Source organism: Bradyrhizobium sp., assembly GCF_035935975.1.
In the GTDB taxonomy this organism is placed as follows: Bacteria; Pseudomonadota; Alphaproteobacteria; order Rhizobiales; family Xanthobacteraceae; genus Bradyrhizobium.
The window spans coordinates 126283-146458 of record NZ_DASYWN010000006.1; the positions used below are offsets into that span (position 1 = coordinate 126283).

At 57.0% G+C, this 20176-nt stretch carries 16 protein-coding genes and 1 tRNA gene; 6 read left to right on the forward strand and 11 right to left on the reverse strand.

Annotation, left to right across the window (positions count from 1 at the left end; genetic code table 11):
* Positions 1-83 precede the first annotated feature (83 nt).
* On the reverse strand, positions 84-2255 hold the full coding sequence (locus VGR99_RS01460; protein WP_326896519.1) for a DEAD/DEAH box helicase: 2172 nt from the start codon (positions 2253-2255) through the stop codon (positions 84-86).
* A 49-nt stretch (positions 2256-2304) separates the two neighbouring features.
* Between VGR99_RS01460 and VGR99_RS01465 the strand changes: the two genes are divergently transcribed.
* Both VGR99_RS01465 and VGR99_RS01470 read left to right on the forward strand, forming a co-directional pair.
* Complete coding sequence (locus VGR99_RS01465; RefSeq protein WP_326896520.1) at positions 2305-2571, forward strand: hypothetical protein; 267 nt, start codon at positions 2305-2307, stop codon at positions 2569-2571.
* A 69-nt stretch (positions 2572-2640) separates the two neighbouring features.
* The gene (locus tag VGR99_RS01470) at positions 2641-3909 is read left to right on the forward strand and encodes an HNH endonuclease family protein (protein ID WP_326896521.1); all 1269 of its coding nucleotides are present in this window, start codon (positions 2641-2643) and stop codon (positions 3907-3909) included.
* A gap of 237 nt (positions 3910-4146) precedes the next feature.
* Here the strand turns inward: VGR99_RS01470 and VGR99_RS01475 are convergent, their stop codons facing one another.
* The 4 genes from VGR99_RS01475 to VGR99_RS01485 all read right to left on the reverse strand — a co-directional run bounded on the left by VGR99_RS01475 (position 4147) and on the right by VGR99_RS01485 (position 6721).
* Positions 4147-4533 carry a hypothetical protein gene (locus VGR99_RS01475; RefSeq protein ID WP_326896522.1) on the reverse strand — a complete coding sequence of 129 codons (387 nt, stop codon included), beginning with the start codon at positions 4531-4533 and terminating at the stop codon, positions 4147-4149.
* A 1098-nt stretch (positions 4534-5631) separates the two neighbouring features.
* Positions 5632-6294 carry a helix-turn-helix domain-containing protein gene (locus tag VGR99_RS40075; RefSeq protein ID WP_414645079.1) on the reverse strand — a complete coding sequence of 221 codons (663 nt, stop codon included), beginning with the start codon at positions 6292-6294 and terminating at the stop codon, positions 5632-5634.
* Entirely contained in the window at positions 6251-6478 is a 228-nt protein-coding gene (locus VGR99_RS01480; RefSeq protein WP_326896523.1) for a hypothetical protein, read from the reverse strand. Before VGR99_RS01480 ends, VGR99_RS40075 begins: the two co-directional genes overlap by 44 nt.
* Before the next feature lie 24 nt (positions 6479-6502).
* Positions 6503-6721, reverse strand: coding sequence for a helix-turn-helix domain-containing protein (locus tag VGR99_RS01485; protein WP_326896524.1), 219 nt, complete (start codon positions 6719-6721; stop codon positions 6503-6505).
* A gap of 1533 nt (positions 6722-8254) precedes the next feature.
* On the opposite strand from VGR99_RS01485, the gene VGR99_RS01490 reads away from it, so the two are divergent.
* The 3 genes from VGR99_RS01490 to VGR99_RS01500 all read left to right on the forward strand — a co-directional run bounded on the left by VGR99_RS01490 (position 8255) and on the right by VGR99_RS01500 (position 10532).
* A complete protein-coding gene (locus VGR99_RS01490; RefSeq protein WP_326896525.1) occupies positions 8255-8698 on the forward strand; it encodes a DUF2924 domain-containing protein in 444 nt (147 codons plus the stop codon).
* The gene (locus tag VGR99_RS01495) at positions 8695-10074 is read left to right on the forward strand and encodes a recombinase family protein (RefSeq protein ID WP_326896526.1); all 1380 of its coding nucleotides are present in this window, start codon (positions 8695-8697) and stop codon (positions 10072-10074) included. The genes VGR99_RS01490 and VGR99_RS01495 overlap by 4 nt, the downstream gene beginning before the upstream one ends.
* Positions 10075-10139: 65 nt before the next feature.
* On the forward strand, positions 10140-10532 hold the full coding sequence (locus VGR99_RS01500) for a hypothetical protein (RefSeq protein WP_326896527.1): 393 nt from the start codon (positions 10140-10142) through the stop codon (positions 10530-10532).
* A 131-nt stretch (positions 10533-10663) separates the two neighbouring features.
* Here the strand turns inward: VGR99_RS01500 and VGR99_RS01505 are convergent, their stop codons facing one another.
* The 6 genes from VGR99_RS01505 to VGR99_RS01530 form a co-directional block, all read right to left on the reverse strand.
* Positions 10664-13759, reverse strand: coding sequence for a type I restriction endonuclease subunit R (locus tag VGR99_RS01505; protein WP_326896528.1), 3096 nt, complete (start codon positions 13757-13759; stop codon positions 10664-10666).
* Positions 13756-14379 (reverse strand): retron system putative HNH endonuclease, encoded by a 624-nt coding sequence (locus VGR99_RS01510; RefSeq protein ID WP_326896529.1) that lies wholly within the window; start codon positions 14377-14379, stop codon positions 13756-13758. The genes VGR99_RS01505 and VGR99_RS01510 overlap by 4 nt, the downstream gene beginning before the upstream one ends.
* A gap of 2 nt (positions 14380-14381) precedes the next feature.
* Positions 14382-15632, reverse strand: a complete 1251-nt coding sequence (locus VGR99_RS01515) for an AAA family ATPase (RefSeq protein ID WP_326896530.1) — start codon at positions 15630-15632, stop codon at positions 14382-14384.
* The gene (locus VGR99_RS01520) at positions 15629-16876 is read right to left on the reverse strand and encodes a restriction endonuclease subunit S (RefSeq protein WP_326896531.1); all 1248 of its coding nucleotides are present in this window, start codon (positions 16874-16876) and stop codon (positions 15629-15631) included. The genes VGR99_RS01515 and VGR99_RS01520 overlap by 4 nt, the downstream gene beginning before the upstream one ends.
* Complete coding sequence (locus tag VGR99_RS01525; protein WP_326896532.1) at positions 16873-18876, reverse strand: class I SAM-dependent DNA methyltransferase; 2004 nt, start codon at positions 18874-18876, stop codon at positions 16873-16875. Before VGR99_RS01525 ends, VGR99_RS01520 begins: the two co-directional genes overlap by 4 nt.
* Positions 18877-19470: 594 nt before the next feature.
* Positions 19471-19560 (reverse strand) — tRNA-Ser (locus tag VGR99_RS01530).
* Positions 19561-19755: 195 nt separating this feature from the next.
* Between VGR99_RS01530 and VGR99_RS01535 the strand changes: the two genes are divergently transcribed.
* Entirely contained in the window at positions 19756-20097 is a 342-nt protein-coding gene (locus VGR99_RS01535; protein ID WP_326896533.1) for a hypothetical protein, read from the forward strand.
* The last annotated feature ends 79 nt before the right edge of the window (positions 20098-20176 follow it).

Genomic DNA, 20176 nt, shown 5'->3' on the forward strand with positions numbered 1-20176 from the left:
GCATACGGTTGAGCGAAAGACTTGGATTCCCTCAGCGCTCCTGGAGAGACCAATTGAGTAAGGATCGGCGAAGCCGATCTAGTCTACATTTCGTCAAAGACGAAGCCCGCATCGCCTTCAGGCGCGAAGCCAACGAAATAGGCTTGGCCTTGATAAAGATATCCGACGTGGCCCAATTCGTTCACGAAGATCTTGCTAATTTGTTTTCCGCTCCGATAAACCTCTGACAGGACTCTTTGAATCCCTTCTAATCGCTCTCGCTTTTCTGGGTCCGGCTCTAGCTCCGCTGGTCTAACAAATCGAATTTGCCCCCTTTGCTTTATAGCAATGAGCCTTCTGTCCCTTTGCAGAACAGAAAATGTTTTCCCGTGAGCCAACTTGGATGGATAAGCTTCCCCAGGAAGAAGATTGTCGAGCGTCGCAGCATTTGATGATGTCTCGGCGGAGGGAAAGGCGTTTAGACGCCCCAAATAGATTGGGGCAGACTGCGCAGCGAGCCTAAGAACGTAAAACCGATTGGGAGTCACAATAAAGCGTCCTCCGGACGGAAGCTCCAATAAGTAGCTCTCGAGAAGCTGATCGGGTTTGATCAGCTTCTTATCCGCATCAAAGATCGTCCCGGTAGTATCTACCGAATAGATCCTGCCCTCAACTCTCCCCGGATATTCGCTACCTCGCGATAATTGATAATCGCTAATCTCCGAATCAGATGGGATGTAAGCTCTCGGAGGCGACAATTGCTTCTCCGGTCGCTCATTCAAAACGTCCTTCCATCGGAAGTACTCATTCCGCTCGGCACCAACGAAGGCATGCCAATCAGCCTTCTCATAGATTAGTTCATCGACAGTGTTTGCAGCAAACAAGACGACCAGCCTTGCTCTCTTCGTTTCACCCGCACCGCGACGCAAAAGACGTCCAAGGGTCTGTATCCGCTGACGCACTGACGAAGACGCAGCCACGACTATGCCCATGTCGGCCGTCGGCACGTTGAAGCCTTCGATCAAAGATTTTGCTGATACTATTATCTGAGCCGTCCCCTCCCGAAACAGTGAGATTGCTTCCGCTCTGAGACGATCCGGAAACTCGCTGTGCTCAGCAACAACGGCATAACCGCGCAGCCGTAGCTGAGCAAATAGCGTCATAACCTCCGCAATGCTTTCGTGAAAGATAATGATCCTGCTATTTTGATCGACGGCAGTGGCCTCAGATATCAGGCGATCGACGGCTCGAAACCGCTCTTGAGCTCGGTAAAGCAACTGCTTCCTGTCGCTAATTAGCGCTATAAGACGCCTCGCGCTTGGATTCTTTGAGCCACCCGCAGAGCGGCACCAGCGAATAAGAGCGAGGCCACGCCTCGAGCCGGTCTCAAGCTCCCTTCTTAGATCTGTGATCTCCTGAGAAAGCGCGGAATACTTGGTTTGCTCGGGCCCACTCAATGAAAGCGCATAGTGCTCGATGATAAAGGGCGCAAGAATGCCCCCATTTATCGCTTCTGCGTAAGTCATCTCGTAGATGACAGGACCTATCTCTCGTTCCAGGACAGTCTGATCTGGATTGCGTCCCATCGTATCATCAGAATCATTCTCATCATCCGTGTCATCCTCCCGTTCTGGCGTAGCGGACAGCCCCACCGTATACGCACGCGGAGCATCAAAGAGCTTCCGCATTTCGGCTGCGCCTGCACGATGGCACTCATCCACTACCAAGAGCAGCCGCTCACCGAGCGACAAACGACGGACTTCAAAGGGGAGCTTTCGCGAAGCCGAATTGAGAACGCAGATAAGAATGCGCCGCTCATCATCGAATTCGTCATTTTCGCCTGCACCCAATACACCGATCGCGGAGCGAGGCAGGTTCGATCTAGCTAAAATTTCTTGTCGCCATTGCTCAAGCAGGACGACTGTGGGAACTACGATTGCAACGCGAAGATCGCGATCAGTTCTCTGAAGGCGTTCAGCGATAGCTAGCGCGAGTAGCGTCTTCCCCGCACCGGTAACAACCTTGATGATGCCCCGCTTGCCCGCGGCAAACCATTGCTGCACTGCAGCTTCTTGCCAGTCGTAAAGCTTGATGTCGCGCAGCAACGCCCAATCAGTGGGCAGCTCTTCGACTTTTTGCGACTTACGATCGGAGCTAACCTCATCCTCTGGCTTGGGCTGTCGGGACGACCAAGAACTTAGCTGCTCCAATTGCAGGAGCTGCAGCTGCTCTGGCTCGCTAAGACTAAAGTTGCTGTCGTCCCGTGCTACAACCATATTGTAAAAATTCCGAATGCTACAAGTAGTTGACCTTCAGGAGATTGACATGACTGTTTTTATAAGTCGCGAAGTAAAATCAGCGTGGGGGCTTCCGTGCAATCAAAATGCGGAAGGCGAACTGTGGGCCGGGAAGGGATACCAGAAGCGTCTGGCCGGCCAATTTGGGAAGAAAGTAGAATCCGAGATACTAGCCGCTCTTACTTCCGGCCGCGGCGACCGCAACGGGCGCTTTTGGGTGGACCTTGAAGAACGAATCGTCACGATGATGGTAGGCGAGGCGGCCGATAATAAGTACAAGAAAGTTGCGTTCTAGGCGTTCGGGCTTTCAGCAGCATTCTCTTCTAATCTCGGCTGCTATCGATTTTACCTCCGGGGATCTCTGATGAAAATGAATAAGCGTCCGCTTCCGCTTGCGACCATTTGCAGCTACGAAAAACGCATCGATCCGACACCGGACTATCAACGCCCTCCAGCATGGTCCCGCAAGCAGAAACAGTTGCTGCTGGACACCATCCTACGAGAGTACGACATCCCAAAAATGTATTGGCGTGCTGTTAAGCGGCCTGACGGCATTGAATACGAGGTTGTCGACGGGCAACAAAGACTTCGAACAATTTGGGAGTTTAGAAAAGGCCAGTTCGGATTGGCGAGGGATATGGATGACATTAACGGGTATAAGGTCGCCGGGATGAAATATGACGATCTTCCCCTCGATATCCGAACAATTTTCGATGCTTATCCGGTCGATGTCGTCGTCGTAGAAGATGCGACGCAAACAGAACAAGAAGATGAAGTACGTGACATGTTCCTCCGCCTCCAAAACGGGACCATTCTGAAGGCGCAAGAGAAGCGAAACGCAATGACGGGAGCCATGCGCGATTTCGTCAAAGACATTGCGCAGCACGCCTTTTTCCAGAATTGCAGATTCTCAAACTCGCGCTTTGCTTTTGACCACCTTGCAGCCCAGACCGTTCTCTTAGAGATCGAAGGGGGGCCGACCAGCGTACGTGACAGCGACCTGAATCAACTCTACGAAGAGCACCGGCAATTTGCCACTGATGGCAAGATCGCTAAGAAAGTCCGCCGCGTGTTTGATTTTCTGCTCCGCGCGTTTCCCGAAAAGACGCCGGAGCTCGAGCGCTACAACGTGATTACACTGTATTGTCTCGTGTCCATTCTAATCGACGGATATGTATGCGATGGCCTAGAAGTCCGACTCAAGGACTGGTTTATCGACCTTGAAGCCGAGCGGAAGGAGGACGAAGCCAAAAGTGATGAAGGGAAGGACATACAACTAGTCGAATACCGACGGCTGATCAGCCAATCGACCGATAGCCAAGAGAGCATTGCCGCTCGATTGGATTTCTTCGAGAAACGGTTTTTTGCTGCCGTTCCGGATATTGAGCCGAAGGATTTACAGAGGGGCTTTTCTCACGAGCAACGCCTAGCGATTTTCCGTCGAGACGGCGGCGTTTGTCAGCTTAAGTTACGCTGCGATGGCATCAAGGTCGCTTGGGATCATTGGCATGCAGACCACAAGGTGCCTCACTCTAAGGGCGGCAAAACCATCGTAGCGAATGGCCAGGTCGCTTGTCCCGATTGCAACTTCGCTAAAGGCGCAACAGCATCTCTTGTTAGTGCCGCTGAGTGAGGCGGGGAATCTGACGAGACACCTATTTCAGGTAGACTGCTGGCGCGTCCCAGGAGAGCTTTGAGGGCAATGATTGCGACTGCATGTCCGATCTGGCTACTGATGCCAGCCTTCTGGCGAGAAGACGGCTGACCGCGACGACTATGGCTCGCCACGAGCTGGGGAGGCGGTACAACATACCCAGAACGATTCGCAAATGAGATGTTATGGAAGAAGTCGACCAACGGCCCGGCGTGATCAAGCTTCCTTGAGATCTCCATCCGACTTTTTCGGCTCGAGTTTGATCTTCTTCCGCCTAGGTCGCACCCAGCTCACATTCATAGTACCCTTGCGCGGGGCCGAGTACGGCATGTTCCTCAATCGGACTAAAAGTTCACTATCGCGCGACTTGAAAGTGGTGCGCAAATAACCGGCAACATCGGCGATGGTGAAGACAATGCGTGGCTTCTTTAAACCATAACCTTTCTGTCGTGCAGTAATATCGCCCCGGTCCAGCATGCGACGTAACGTTTTCCGGTCCATGTTCAAGAGCGCAGCGGTTTTGCGTAGCGAAAGCAAACTGCAATTTGCAAACGACACACGAACTGGTTCAGGAAGATCTTCGTAGGGAGAGTTTTCCCGCACGGCTGAAACTCCAAGGGAACATCGGCTCGCATATTCATCGACCAGACGCTCGCGCCTCTACGAACGAGCGTTTCGATTCCCGTCGAATTAGGCACGGGCTCGCGTTGAGCGCAATTTTCCATTTGTTTAGTTGGCGAGGGCACCGATCGCTCGGCACGTCGGAGACGATCAACGCGGTCGGGCGGAATTTTTCTCGTTCTCCGGCAATGAATTACCCGATAATGGAAAGCCCTTCGGTTGCACTCCCTATCTTCCGGTTTAGCCCTAGCAGCCAGCTAAAGATAAACCTGCTGTTTAAATGGAGCACCAAACCAAGCTACAGAGGTCGCGTTTCCTCAGACTGCAATCCTTCTACGTTGAGCCTCGCATGCAGATCATGAGCGCGACGAACCTTTCCAGGAGATTGTGAGCCCTACGGCGGCATTCAATTTCACAGTCAGACTAAACCGGCATGCCACGATCTTATTCGACGCTGACAAAGGCCAAATGCACGAAGTCAGCTCGGGAATTAAATAGCTAGATTTAGCCGCGCCGCTGTCGATCGGCGGCGAGTTGTCGAGTTAAGTGAATGATAAGCGCCTGCCGGATCAAGCCTTTTTTTTGCCGACGCACATTGTCCGGGTTCTTACAGCCGTCGAACCGCGCTCTCAAAACACGCGCGACCGGGAAAAAGATCCGCGAATGGGAGTGGGGCCGGTCCTCGGGCTGGGATGTCCAGAGGAATCAACCTACCCCCCACCAATCTATCCGAGCGACTAACCCTAGCTGCCAGCTAGGGCCAATTACATTACAATTGCCAAATCCAGGTGCTGAAGTGCTCAACTATTCGTCTTTTGCCAACGTTTTGGCTCGGCTCGTGGGAGCGCCAACCAGAACTGGTCGTTCTTGACCCTAGCTGGTGGCGAGGGTCAGAAGAAGGCGGACCGGTACGGTGGTGAATGCGACTGCCGCGCACGATACGCTCCGCAGACGCCCGAACTTGCGCGGATCCGGATGGCTTTTTGTATTTAATTCCCCAATTTTGCGGGTGAACCAGGGAGACCGGTCCGGAAGATCTGCTTCCAGACTTTTGACTACCCCCCATCAGAGCCTCCCAACTCATCGCGCAAAGCGCGCGCGTAGCACCGCCTGTCTCAGCGTCTCATCATCAAGCTGGTGACGACCCTCCAACGCTGTTAGCCGTTCTCGCTCCGCATTGCTGAGCTCACCCAACAACAGCCAACCCTCCGGTCCCAGTCTGCGAGCCATGCGGTTCTGAGTGACCTCCGTTGGTTCTTGGTTAGCCTGAAAAGCCCGCAGTCTCGCCTCGGCATCGGTCCACATCGACGTGCCTGAAGGTTCTGTTGAAGGTTCTATTGAAGGTTTAGGCCGCATAGCTGTGCGGCCTGGTCGGCGTTCTTGATGCGGTCTGGCCAAGCCGCAATTCGGGTTGGTCTGAGGTGAGCGAAACGAGCCGTGCCGGCGTAGCGCGTCTTGGGATCTAGCCTCGCGGGGACGCATGCCCAGTTGATAAACGAACGTTTGCCATTGGCCGCGACGTTTAGGTGGGCGCGTGATAGATAGAAATCCTCCGTCTTTAAGCCTCTTTGTATGACGCTGAACTGTATCGAGCGACATACCCGTGTCTTCGGCTAACGTCCCCTGAGACGGCCAACAGATCCCATGCTTATCGGCATAGGTCGCGATCACAAGGAGCAAAAGCTTTCGTGCCGGTGGTTCAACCTTCTGGCGCACGGCCCAGGCTGTCGCTTGCCAACTCATCGGCGCTCATCCGCTGCGGCATAGATGGCATGAACAGCTTGCTTCTGCTTGCGGAATGTTCCGAGAGTTCGATCGTCACGGTCGAAAGCCAGGAACTCCTGCTCTCCAGAGCGGATGAATCGCCCGAGCCGCTCGCGACCGAAATAAACGGAATAATTGAGCGGCTCTTCAGCGTAACAATCATGCCTCTTGTCAGATCGCCCCTTCTTCACGGACGACACTCCGAGAGGCGACAACACGTGTTTGCGTCGATCCAGGCGATGAGATCGCGCCGGCGGTACCGAACAGCGCGGCCGACCTGCACGAAGGGTGGTCCGGCTTGTCGGGGACGCCATGATTGCAGCGTGCGGATCGAAATACTCAGAATTTCGGCTGCTATATCCTCCGTCAACAGCGCATCTGGATCTGCGGTCGGAATCAACTTCATTTGCGTTTGTCCTGCATCCACTACGATGCAGTCGAACGTGGTCGACTCGTCCCGATCAGAATACTGAGCGAACTAGATAGGATCTGGTACCATTATTTACGGTACGATTTCTTGGGTGCGCCCGCACGGCTCCAGGCGTCAGCTGCGTCTGGTACGGCCCGCTTCGCCGCTTCCCAGGCCGCACAAAAGATGTCCCAACCCAGATTTTCGCCGCAAGCCACTTTCGCGTCGCGAAAGATCAGCTGTTTCCTTTTTGGCCGAAGGTGTGGGGTGGCCCTCATAAGCCGACAAAGAAAGTCGAGGCACCCTTCATATCTTTCTTCGAATTTGTTCTTTTGCTGAGTCGACTTGGACGGCTTTCCAGTTTGGCTTGAGTTGTGAACTGGCGGGGACCGAAGCAAAACAGCCCGCCAGCGCAACTGGTAATTTTCGCGACCGTCAGACATTGGCGTGGTCTCGAACGGTTGGTCTCCCCAATCTCGGTCTTGCAGCAGGTCTCCGGTTCGCCGATCGAAGTAGTATCCTGGGCCGCCCCAAATTGTGGTAAGAATCTCCTGCTTGTCGCTCGACCGGACAGGATCTCCGACGGCAAGTAGGAGCCCTGTCTGTAGCGCATTGATCATAGCCTTATAGCGCTTTCGTAGTAGCGCTTGAGCTCGATCAGTTGCAGGTGTGTGCACGCGGCCTGTGATATATGGCTGAATTGGGTCGAACTCACCAATGTCTGTGACTTCATCTGGATCCAGCGGCCATAGCCAGTACGTAGATCGATCGACATCTCGGTAAAGCGAGCGAAGCTCAGGCCAGTCGACTATCGCAAGCTCCGCAGTAAGCTGGACTTCGGGATCACCGATCACAAATCTGTTGAACGCATCCTTTAGGGGCAGATGCCCAAGGTAGCTAGCCAGGTTCGGAGCCTCGAGCACCGGGAAAATTCGGAGATCGAAAACTGGCCGCCCATCCGAGAGCATTCCCTCAATCTGACCCTTCTTTCTAGTCCGTAAGCTGCCATCGAGCCAACGAGAGGCATCAATGTAGGAGGCGTCGGCGTCAGTATCGCCTACACGACCCCAAGCCACTAGATCTCCATAGCGAAGATGCATCGCAGCGTTCGGCACCCGGACAAGGGCCTCGCTAACGGTCCACCCATTGCCGTCGGAACCAAAGTCAACCATCCACCGCCACCCGAATCACAGGCGCAGTTTTCCGAAAACTCGGGCCTATCGGAAGCGCTTCAGCCGCTTTGATCCACAGAACCCTAGCGCCTTGACTACGCCTGAGTGCGACAGGGTTCGAGCTCTTACCGTTTCATATGAAACCGTTGGACCAGCGAGACGTCTCCGCCGAGTAACGGCGTATGACCACTGAACACGATGACACACTACCCGAACTTGCCGCCCTCTTGGCCGCAGGCCTCCTGCGTCTTTTGGAGCGGAAGTCCAGTCGAAAATTGTGCGGTGAAGCAAAATCTCTGCTCGACTGTGGCGAGCCGTCTGGGGGTGATGTCACCTGCAAAGCCCAGGAAGTTAGACCGTGAAAGAGAGCGTTTTGTCGCAATTGGCGGCCCTGAAGGGCGCCTCCGCCCCCGTTCTGAAGGCCCGTTGGCGCGAACTTTTCGACACTGAGCCGCCCGCCTACAACCGCCGTTTCTTAGAGAGCCGGCTTGCCTACCGCATACAGGAGCTGGCCTATGGCGGCCTGAGCCGGGAAACCACCGAACGGCTCAAAGCCATGGCCAAGCAGTACGCCGACCAGAAGCCCGCGGACCGCAAGGTCCGACCGCTTCTGCGCCCACTCGCCGGGACGAAACTGATTCGCGAATGGGAGGGCGTGGAGCACTGCGTCACCGTTCGCCACGACGACTTCGAATACCTCGGCCGTCCCTACAAATCCCTGTCCTCGGTCGCCCGCCAGATCACGGGCACCAAATGGAATGGGTGGGTCTTCTTCGGCCTCAAAAACTCGCTCGGCAAATGACCTCCCGAGCATCGCAAAAACGGCGAGCCAGTCCATTTGCCAGCTCTTTTGAGCGGGCAGATCCCGGCCGCCCCGCAATCCGTAAAGTTCGGTGTGCAGTGTATACCCGCAAGTCGAGCGAAGAAGGCCTCGACATGGACTTCAACTCGCTAGATGCCCAGCGAGAGTCTTCTGAGGCTTACATCGTGAGCCAGCGAGCGGAGGGTTGGATCGCCGTTTCTGATCGCTACGATGATGGCGGCTTCTCGGGCGGCACGTTGGAACGACCGGCCCTGAAACGGCTCATCGCCGCAGTCCAAGCCGGCAAGCTCGATGTGATCGTCGTCTACAAGATCGACCGACTTTCACGGTCAATGCTCGACTTCCTCAACCTTGTCGAATTGTTTGAACGGCACGGCGTGACATTCGTCTCCGTCACCCAATCTTTCAACACCAAGGATGCCATGGGCCGCATGGCTCTGAACATCCTGGTGACATTCGCCCAATTCGAGCGCGAGCTGATCGGCGAGCGGATCCGTGACAAAGTCGCGGCCTCGCGCAAGCGTGGCAAATGGATGGGCGGCTGGACGCCTCTCGGCTATGAAGTACGCAATCGCAAATTGCTAGTTTACCCGGCCGATGCGGACCGGGTGCGGGCGATTTTCCAACGCTTCGTGCAGCTCAAGTCTGCAACCCTGCTGGCTCGAGAGCTTATCGCCGCCAACGAACGCACCCGGTATGGTCACCTCGTAGATAAGACGCTGCTGTATCGGATTCTTCGTAATCGGGTCTATCTCGGAGAGGCAGTTCACAAAGGCACCGCTTACCCTGGGGAGCATGAGGCGATCATCGACCGCAAGCTCTGGGATCAGGCGCACGGCATTCTGAAGGAAAGCCCCCGCAAGCGGGCGAACAACAGCCGGGCTCAGACACCAGCCTTGTTGAAAGGTTTGTTATTTGGTCCGGACGGCGCGGCCATGTCGCCAACGCACACCCGGAAGTCGGGCCGCCTCTATCGCTACTACATCAGCCAGACCGCCATGAAGCAGGGCAGATCGGATTGCCCGGTCAAGCTGGTGCCCGCGGCTGAGCTAGAGCGCATCATCATCGAGCAGGTCCGTCGGCTCCTGCAGGCTCCTGAAATCATCGTTCAAACCTGGCGCGCTCTACGCAAGCAGGCCGCTGAGGTCAGCGAAGCTGAAGTGCGCAATGCGCTGCTCGGCTTTGACGAACTCTGGGACGAATTGTTTCCGGCCGAACAGGCCCGCATCGTTCAGCTACTCGTCGAACGCATCGACATGCACGCGGAGCGAATGGACATCACTTTGAAGATCCAAGGCCTGACCTCGCTCTCTTCGGAGTTGCAACCACAGCCCTTCCAGCAGGCCGCCGAATGAATAGGCCGACCACCCTCACCCTCGGTCCCATTGGTCGACCGAAGCTCGGGCGCGACGGACGAACAATGGTCGTGAGTATCCCGATCTCATTCCGCCGGCAGGGCGGTCGTAAACGCGTCGTCACCCCCGCAACTGCCGAGGCTTGGTCACCCCCGAAGCCGCAGGTCGACAACACATTGGTCAAGGCCGTGGTGCGGGCCCATCGCTGGCGCGCTATGCTGGAAACGAACCTGTTTAGCTCGGTGCGAGACCTCGCCAAGGCCGAGAAGATCAACGAGTCCTATCTCTGCCGAGTGCTTCGGCTCACCCTGCTCTCGCCGACCATCACCGAAGCCATCCTGAACGGGCTGCAGCCAGACGGGCTCGAACTGGCGCAGCTGTTGAAATCCATCCCAGCCGAGTGGGACCAGCAGCAAGCTCTGTTCAGTCGCTCCACTCGGAATGCCGGAAGCCGCTAAAACCCCTTTCAAAATGGAAGGTTTTGGGGGCGCGGATTCGCACATCGAACATTATGGAACATCTTTTATCCCGCCTCTGATGCATCCGCGGGATACAGAGAAGCTGAACCACAGGGCAGCGCGGAGGTCCTTTAATCCAGCGAAGCCGGTGTTATGGATGATGCTGCCAAATCTGGGGCCTCCGCGTCGCCCCTATCAGGTACACTCTGAAAAGGCGAACGAAGCTTCTTGTAGGCCTCTGACGATAGCCACTCCGTCACAACCTTCTGGAAAGATCTATCATTCATGAACCGCACGAAAATCTCTTCGTTCTGGTCCATGCGTTCGACAAAGAGAGCCTCAAGCAGGTTCTTGAAGACCAGCTCGAACTTGTCGCCGGGATTGACGGCCGCGGCCTGTTTCAACGCAGCATCGGAGATCGCCGCCTCCACGATCTGATCGAAGAACAGTTGATCCGCCTGATTGAAGTCGGTGCCGAACCGGTCATTGACGACATCGATCAGCCGCGAAAGCGGAACGTTTTCCTCGTGGAGCACGCCGGATCCGACCTCAGACGGGCCGTCAAGCCGGTTGGCCTGGCCGTCGCGCAGGCTAATGGAACCTTCACTGATCTTCTGCAAGCGGTAGTATTCGAGGCGCACTTCGTCATCGAACTGATAAGAAGACCCGGCGCCGCGCTTCGGCAGCTTAGTCGCGAGGTGTCTAAGGAAAACGTACAGACGTTCGAGATCCGTGTCCTGATAGGGAATGATCTGGCTGAGGAAGCCATACAAGCTGCAAAAGGCCATCACCTTGCCGTGCCATAGCTCGGCCTCGTCGGTCTTTTCCTGGTGAAGTTCTTTGAACCGGGCCACACAAGGATCAAGCGCCGCATTCATCAACTGATGATCGTTCGGGCTCTGGCGTTGGCGCGGCTTAAAATACACGGCGCTGAAGCGTTCTACGTCCGCGACGACATAAATGCCATCGGCGTCAAGTTCGCTCTTGATCTCATACATTCGGGCCGGGTCGACGTCCTCGCCGACCTCCGCGCCCTCGAAATAGGTCTTGAACGCCTCGCGGATTTCGTTTCGTTCGTTGACGAAATCGAGGACGAAGGTGTCCTCCTTCAGCGGATGTATACGGTTCAGGCGGGATAGCGTCTGCACCGCCTGAATGCCCGCAAGCCGCCGGTCGACATACATCGTGTGCAATAAGGGCTGATCGAAGCCTGTCTGGTACTTCTCGGCGACGAGTAGCACTTGATACTCCTGGGCGGCGAAGACCTCCGGCAGTTCTTTTTCACGCACGCCGAGATTCATGCCCTCCTCGGTGTAGGTGACATCCTTCAGCTTGTCGTCCGTGACAGCGCCGGAGAAGGCCACCAGCGACTTGATGGCATAGCCCTTCTCCTCGATGTAGCGATCGAAGCTCTGCTTGTAGCGAACCGCTTCGAGCCGCGATCCCGTAATCACCATGGCCTTGGCCCGCCCGCCAATCTTATGCTGGGTCACGGCGTGGAAATGCTCGATCATCACCTCGGTTTTCTGGGCGATGTTGTGTGGATGCAGCTTGAGGAACCGCGCCAGCGCGCGTGCCGCCTTCTTCCGCTCGACATTCGGATCGCCCTCGCTCGCTTTGAGAAGCTGGAAATAGGTGGCGTAGGTCGTGTAGTGCTTCAGCACGTCGAGGATGAAACCTTCCTCGATCGCCTGCCGCATCGTGTAGCGATGCGCCGGCTTATCCTCACGCCCGAATACTTTGAGGGTCTTGTGCTTCGGCGTTGCGGTAAAGGCGAAGAAACTCAAATTCGCCTGCCGCCCGCGCTTCGCCATTGAGCGATAGAGTTCTTCGACATCCTCGTTGTCGTTCTCGGCCATGTATTTCGCGGCTTCCTCGCGAAGCCCCTGACCGCCGAGAACTTCCTTGAGGTCCGTCGCCGTTTCGCCGCCCTGCGAGCTGTGCGCCTCGTCTATGATCACGGCGCAGCGCAGCGCCTTCAGGACGCCACCACCGGCCTCGCCCCGCTCTTCGGCCATTTTGGCGAGCTGGCGCGAGACGAAGGGGAATTTCTGCAAGGTAGTGATGATGATCGGCACGGCGCTTTCGAGCGCTTCGGCAAGCTGACGCGAACTTTCGTCGATCTTCTGCACCACACCGTGCTTGTGTTCGAACTGGTAGATGGTGTCCTGTAACTGCTTGTCCAGCACCACGCGATCGGTGATCACAATTACGCTATCGAACACGCGCACGTTTTTGTCGTCATGGAGCGACGCCAGCCGGTGCGTCAGCCAGCCGATGGTGTTGCTCTTGCCGCTGCCGGCCGAATGCTCGATCAGATAGTTGTTACCCACACCCTCCCGCTGCGCCTGGTCCACCAGCGAGCGCACCGCTTCGAGCTGGTGATAGCGCGGAAAGATCATCGTCTCCTTTTTGACCTTCCGGCCCTGATCGTCGCGCTTTTCCTCGATCTGCAGGTGGATGAAGCGCGCGAGCAGATCGAGCAGGCTGTCCCGCTGCAACACCTCTTCCCAGAGATAGGCCGTGCGATAGCTGCGCCCTTTCGGGTCGGGCGCATTACCCGCGCCGCCGTTGTTGCCCTTGTTGAAGGGCAGGAAGTGGGTGGCTTGTCCGGCCAGCCGCGTTGTCATGAACACTGTGTCGGTGTCGGCCGCGAAGTGGACCAGCATGCGCCGCTTGAACTCGAAGATCGGCTCGCGCGGATCGCGATCGTTACGGTACTGCCGCAAGGCATGCTCGACCGTCTGCCCGGTCATCGGGTTCTTCAGTTCGACCGAGGCGACCGGGATCCCGTTGATGCTGATCGCCGCGTCCAGCGACTTCTCCGACGCCTTGGAGAAATGCAGCTGCCGCGTGATGCCGACGCGGTTGGCCGCGTAGCGCGCCTCAAGCTCAGGGTTGAGCCCATGCGCCGCCTTGAAAAAGGCCACACGCAGGGTTTTGCCAAAGCACTTGAAGCCATGGCGCAGGGTGGCGAGCGAGCCTTCCCGATCCATCCATTTGGTGAGGTCGGTCAGGATCTGCGTGCCGGTTTTTTCCCCATGCAGCGCTTCCAGCGCCTTCCATTCCTTGGGCTGGGTGGCGCGGATGAAATCAAGCACGGTCTCCGGAAAGACCGCTCGCTCGCGGTTGAACCCCGCCGCAGGCTCCGGCACGGCGCCATTGGCCAGCATTGTCGCTTCAATGACGGTCTCGAAAGCGCCTTCCGAATGCCGGGCGTGGTTCATGTCGCTGCGCCTCCCAGTTTCCGCCGAAGGAACCAGACCGCAACCGGACTGAATGGCTGGTGCTCCGCCGCGTTCGTGCGGTGATCAATTTGTTGCTGAACTCGTTGGCGCGCATTCGGTGTCGAACGCCACCAACTCAACACGGTATCCAAAACCGCCTTTCGGCTATTCTTTAAGTAACTCAGATTTAAACCCAGAACGTCATTTATTTGCGTATTGAACTCATCATCGGTGCTTTTAACCGTTCCATCGGCAAGATAACGCAGTCTGCTTTCGATGGCATGGGCTATATTCGCCGGATTCCACTTGAGATCGCGGTTAGCCTTCCTGGTATCGCAGTGTTGTTCGGTCGGAGAACTTCCTTCGCCGCCCAGACATGCGCCGAGCAGATTTCCATAAACAAGTTGCTGTTGAGGATATGTCGCCTGGCATTGCCAGTGCTCGATCTTCATCGCGTTTGACACCGCACGAATGCGTCCGGTGCAATAGGAGCAAAGGCCCTTCTGCTCGCCGACTAGAGCAGCGCGCAGCTCGTCCTTCTGCGCGTAGTTGTTGTAGTCGCTGTGCGCCTGCGCCCTATGGTGCGCGAGACTATTCGGCTCGACTCCCTTGGAGATCATCCTCACGCATCCCCCTCCATGAAATCGAGAAGAGTTCTGGCGCGGGTGATTTCGGGATCATCCTCTCCGATCTTGTCGGACAACGTATTGATTTCCGCCTTGGCTTCGTCGGCTTTGCCGTCGTCAATGAGTCTGGCGATTCTGCTGATTACGTCCTCGACGCCGGCGTTTCGTGACTTAGTGTCCATCACCTCTTCAAGGACACGGCTTGAATCAATGCCGAAGGAGCGCGCGGGCGAATAGACCTTGCCGTCCTTAATCATCTGAATCTTGTCGTGCGGCACTTCGCCAATCACCTGCGGTGAATGGGTGGTGGCGATGAACTGGCAATTCGGGAACGTCTCTTCCAGATTCCGGACAACACGCCGCTGCCATTGGGGATGCAGGTGCAGATCGATCTCATCGATCAGCACCACGCCAACGCCATCGCGCACTGGGTCATCGAGGCCGGGATGGGCCTGCGAGAGCCGCCTGGCTAGGTCGAGTACGAGAGCCAGCAAGCTGCGTTCCCCGTCGGAGAGCTGCCGCACATCGAGCGTGCGGCCCTGCTTTTCGATCAGCAAACGCGGGCCGTCCTCCATCTCGGCGCGCAAGCCGTCGCAATCCGGCAGGAAGCGCCGGGCGGCGGTGCGCATGGTGGCCAAATGCAGCCCGGCACGCGGCAGTTCACGAGACAGCGCGTCCTGCGCGTGCATCCAGGTGGCAAGTTCGGCAAGGCGCAGCGGGCGGGCGACAAGCGCATCAGCGAAGGCGGCGGCTTGCCCGCCCCTTGCTTTGCCGGATTTCGGCTGCTCGTCGGAAACGAGAGAGCGGCGCGTGGCGAAATAGGCGGCTACGGGCTGCGTTTTCGCCGTCTTTAGCGCTTTCGCCGCCTTGCCGAAATCGGGCGAGAGAGTTTCGCGGTCCGGCGTGGCAAGGGTCTGCTCACGTACGACGCCGTCCTTGTGCGGCACGTTCTGCTCCCGCTGTCTGTGGATCAGCAGATGGTAGGCTTCGCCATGGATCGTCAGGTCGAGATCGACGGTCAGAGCAGATGCGCCCACTTGGATGTCATCAAGGCCGAAGGCGTCCGGGCGGCTTCGGCTGGCGGTGAATTTAGGCAGCAGGCGCGAGACGCAAATGCGTAGCGCTTCCAGCACCGTTGTTTTGCCAACGCCGTTGACGCCGACCAGCAGCGTGAAGCCGGGATCGAAATCGAAGGACGCCTGCTCGAAGGCGCGCAGATTGGCGACGCTGAGCCGTGTGATCTTCATGCCGCCTCCCGGATGTCGATTTGGCCGTTGACGGCGGCGGCGATCAGCGCGCCTCGGCGTTCCTTCAGCAGCGTGATGGAATGCTCGGTGGCGGCGCGGAGGCGGTCGATCTTGGCGGCTTCAACTTGAGCGACTTCAACGATTGCATCCTGTTCGGCTAAGGGCGGAAGCGGCATAAAGATATCGCGGAAGCCATCCCAATACAGGCGCAGCCTGTCCCAGGTTATGCCCTGAGAGTTCCGGCCGGATTCCGCGCTAAATGAATCGGTCCTGAAGAGCAGACCCGCATACTCCGGGCGGAGACAAGAAGCGGCCTCGGCCACCGTATAGTCCGGACTGACGAGACCATCGACCGGCGCGACACCAACGGCGCCCTGCCACATGCGCATCTTGTTGAAAGCGATATCGCCACATCGCGCGACTTTGTACGTGTTGAAGTCTGATGCCGTGCCTTCGATTTTGTCATTCGAGAACTCGCGAACAATCACGCCGGAACTGATAGATACTTCAAGCAACGGCAGTTCCGGCTGACTCCGTTCGTCTCGCTGCGTGAAAAGCGTCGCAACGCGACGAACGTCCCAATGCGCGGGGATTTCGCCGAGCCAGTCGACGCCGGAGGGGCGCAATTGGGCGGTGGGATCAAGGCCGCGCATGACAGCCTCGGCGACAACCGCCCGCCGCTTCTCGGCCAGCAGGTCGAGCAAACGCTGCTTGGCGGCAATCAGGGCGTCGATGTGATCGAACTCCGCTTCAATGAAGTCGGCAATCACTCCTTGCTCTGGCAACGGCGGATACGGGATTGCGATGTCACCGACTTCGGATGCATTGATGGCCGGATAGCTGATGCCCGTTGATCGCATCTCTACTTCAGCAAGGAAGATCGGTTCGCGAAGAACGTAGCGGCAAAATTTCGCATCTAGCGCGCCGGGGCGCGGCCTGATGACGGCGAACCCCGTCGAAACGATCAGATTGTCCGGTGGTGAAGAAATCGAAGCAATGGCTTGAAGGTATGTTCGAACGGTCGAGATGATGACGTCGCCATCCCTGACAATACGCCGTGCCCGGCTTGGTGCAACCTCGAAACGATAGGTAGCGATTTCATGGACCGCCCCTGACGAGTCCACGTTGCCGATGTCGATGTACTGAATCTCGAAATCGGGATCGACATCCTCGGCAAGTGCTTCGTCATTGATCGTTGCCGCGAACTTGAGGCGTTGTCGCGGGTATTTTGATTTGCCGCTCATTCCGTCACCTCCCGCAGCAGCCTGAGGATTTCATCTTCCGCTTTCTTCAGGTCCGCATCGATCTCGGCCAGTTTGCGCGGTGGGGTGAACTTGTAGAAGTAGCGGTTGAAGTTGATTTCGTAGCCGACCTTATCCTTGGTGCGGTCCATCCAGGCATCAGGCACATGCGGCAGCACCTCGCGCTTGAAATAGGTGTCGATATCATCCTTCAGCGGCACGTTCTCGAAATCGCGAAGTTCGGCATCGGCCTCAAAGCCAGACCCCTTCTTCACCGCAGCGCCCTTCGCGTCCTTCACGGTGAAGACGGTGCGGAACAGCTTTTCCTCCGGCCCTTTCCAGCGCGAGCCCGACTTCTTGAGCTGCTTCTCGATGCTGGCCCAGACTACATTCCAATCGAGATGTGGTTCGCGGCCAAGCGCCGTGTCGATCGCCTGAATGTCATCCAGCAAATGCGGCGCGGCATCGAGGAAGCGCGCCTTGTCCTCCACGCTCATCTGGTAGCGCAGCTTCAAGGGCCGCTCGACCGTGATGCGGGTGTAGCCGAAGTCTTCATTGTCGAAGAGCTTGGACTGTTCATTCACCTGGAATCGTCCATAGAGCCGGACGATTGCCGCGATCTGGTCGGGCTCGTCGGCACGGTCGTCACCTTCCAGCGCCGGGCCTTCGCCGATCTTGCGGCGCTTGTCGCCCTGGCTGCGGCGCATGGGAATCCACGTCTCGCGTGCATCGACGAGCTGGATTTTTCCCTCGCGCCGTTTCGCCTTCCTGTTGGTGACGATCCAGATATAGGTTCCGATGCCTGTATTATAGAACATTTGCTCTGGCAGGGCGACGATGGCTTCCAGCATGTCCCGTTCGATAATCCAGCGACGGATTTCGCTCTCGCCGCCGCCCGCGCCGCCGGTGAACAGCGGCGACCCCGAAAACACGATGGCCGCGCGCGAGCCGAACTTCAGCGCCTTGTGGTCAACCGGTTCGAATTTTGAGATCATGTGCTGGAGAAAAAGCAACGAACCGTCATTGACGCGCGGAAGCCCGGCACTCCATGCACTTTCCTTCGCTGCTTTCTCGTGCCGGCGAACAATCTCTGTCTGCTGTTTTTTCCAATCGACGCCGAAAGGTGGGTTCGCGATAAAGTAGTCAAAACTCTGCCCCTCAAACTTATCGTCGAGAAAGCTGTCACCGAATTGCACGTTCTCGCCGCCACCGTTATGGTCGACCTCTTTCATGAGCATGTCGGAGGCAGCGGTGGCAAAGGCGCGCTTGTTATAATCCTGCCCGTAGACGTAGAGCTTCGCCTCCCTGTGATGTTCGCGCATGTATTTCTGCGCTCCAGCCAGCATTCCGCCGGTGCCACACGCGGGATCGAGCATACGCATGGCGACGCGCGGCCGGCTCAGCAGCTCATCCGCATCGAGGAACAACAAATCGATCATCAGCGTGATAACCTCACGCGGCGTGAAATGATCGCCAGCCGTTTCGTTCGCGAGTTCGTTGAAGCGGCGGATTAGGTTCTCGAACACCAGGCCCATGTCCTGGTTAGTCACTTTGCGCGGATGCAGGTCGACGTCGCAAAATTCCTTGATGACCAGGTAGAGGATGTTCGCCTCTTGCATCCTTTCGATTTCATTTTCGAACTCGAAATACTCGAAAATACGCTGGACGTTGGCGGAAAAACCCTTGATGTAGCTTACAAGGTGCTTGTTTAGGTTGTCGGGATCGCCCTTCAGCTTTTGGAAATCTAGGGCCGATCTGTTGTGAAAGCGATGACCTGAGGCCTTGTTCAAGATGCTGTCGAGCGCATCTCCGTCAAGCCTGCCACCTTTGCGGCGCTCGAACTCCGATAGCACCTTCTGCTTAGTGTCGGCGAGAACGCAGTCGAACCGGCGCAGCACAACGAGGGGCAGCATTACGCGTTCATACTGCGGCGGCCGATAAGGCCCTCGCAAAAGGTCAGCAATTTGCCAGATCAGGTTCGCGAGATCGGAATGACTTGCCATGCTATACTAGCCTCAGCGCCGGGTTGCCGGGCCTCTTGTTCTGCTCAATCACTTGTTCTTTCCAGGACGTTTGGCAGGGCTGGGCTGGCACGTTGTTTTTCTGTCTCGTCCGCACACTCGTCTTTGGTAAACCGGAACCCGACGACAGACCTGCCTTGTTTTCGGCGGCAACCCACTTCACCTCGCCAGATCGATTGGCGGCCGCCTCTGGGCGTCGGCTAGCAACGGCAGACAAAGTGATTCCCCTCTTGATTGAGCCACCTTAGCTGTCGCTTACAGGATGAAAAAGAGACGCTTTGCGCAGCGCTGGTGAAAGCGGAGGCGGTTGGGGCGAAACTTCTGAATTGGAATGGTAAACACATCGCTTGAGCGAGAGAGATTCAAACCGCGCCCCAAAAGAAGCCCCTGGTTTTCCCGAGAAAACCGTACTGGACCGATTTTGCATGTTCTAAGATTCGGAGAAAATTCGGTTCTCCAGACCTATCTGGCACCAATTTGGACGGGTGAGCGGTCGTCTCCGTCGGCAAAAAAGCGGGAAAACGGCCGCATTTCTGACCTCCCTCCAGATCGAAGTACGAGATCATTTCGATGGGATGGCGGAGAGAGTGGGATTCGAACCCACGGTACGGTTTCCCGCACACACGCTTTCCAAGCGTGCGCCTTAAGCCACTCGGCCATCTCTCCGGAGCGCCCTCTCTTGAAGGGGCGCGGGTGATTTTGCAAGGGATCGCGGGGAGATCGGGTGAATTTTCCGTAAGATATTGTATTTAAACAACAATATCTGACGTCAACGGACGCCCGGGAACCGCCCGAAGGCTGAACCTGAGGCGGGTTTGGCGCGACGATTCACTTGAGACCGCCAAACCGACCGGGGACGCCATGACCATCGGCAAGACCATCGTCGCACTCGGCCTGATTTCCGCCCTTGGCTCCGCCTTGTCCGTGCCCGCATTGGCGCAGGTCTGCACCCGGCAGGGTGTCGATGTGAGCTGCGATGACGGGCGGCGCGGGGTGCTTTCCGGCGACGCCATCCTCTGGCCCGACGGGACGCGTTCGAGCGCGACGCCGCATCAGAGCGTGATCATCGGCAACAAGAGCTCGGTGCATATCGGGCCCGGCGTGTTCGTCGGCCAGGGCAAGGGCATGGTGCCGCTGGACGATCCGAACGCGCCGAACAAGCGGCAATGCGCGATTCTGGAGGGCGTGTCGTATTGTTATTGAGATCGAGCGATGCTCTCGAAGACCGCCGTCATGCCCGGGCTTGTCCCGGACATCGACCTTCTAAGAGCTGAGAGGTTAG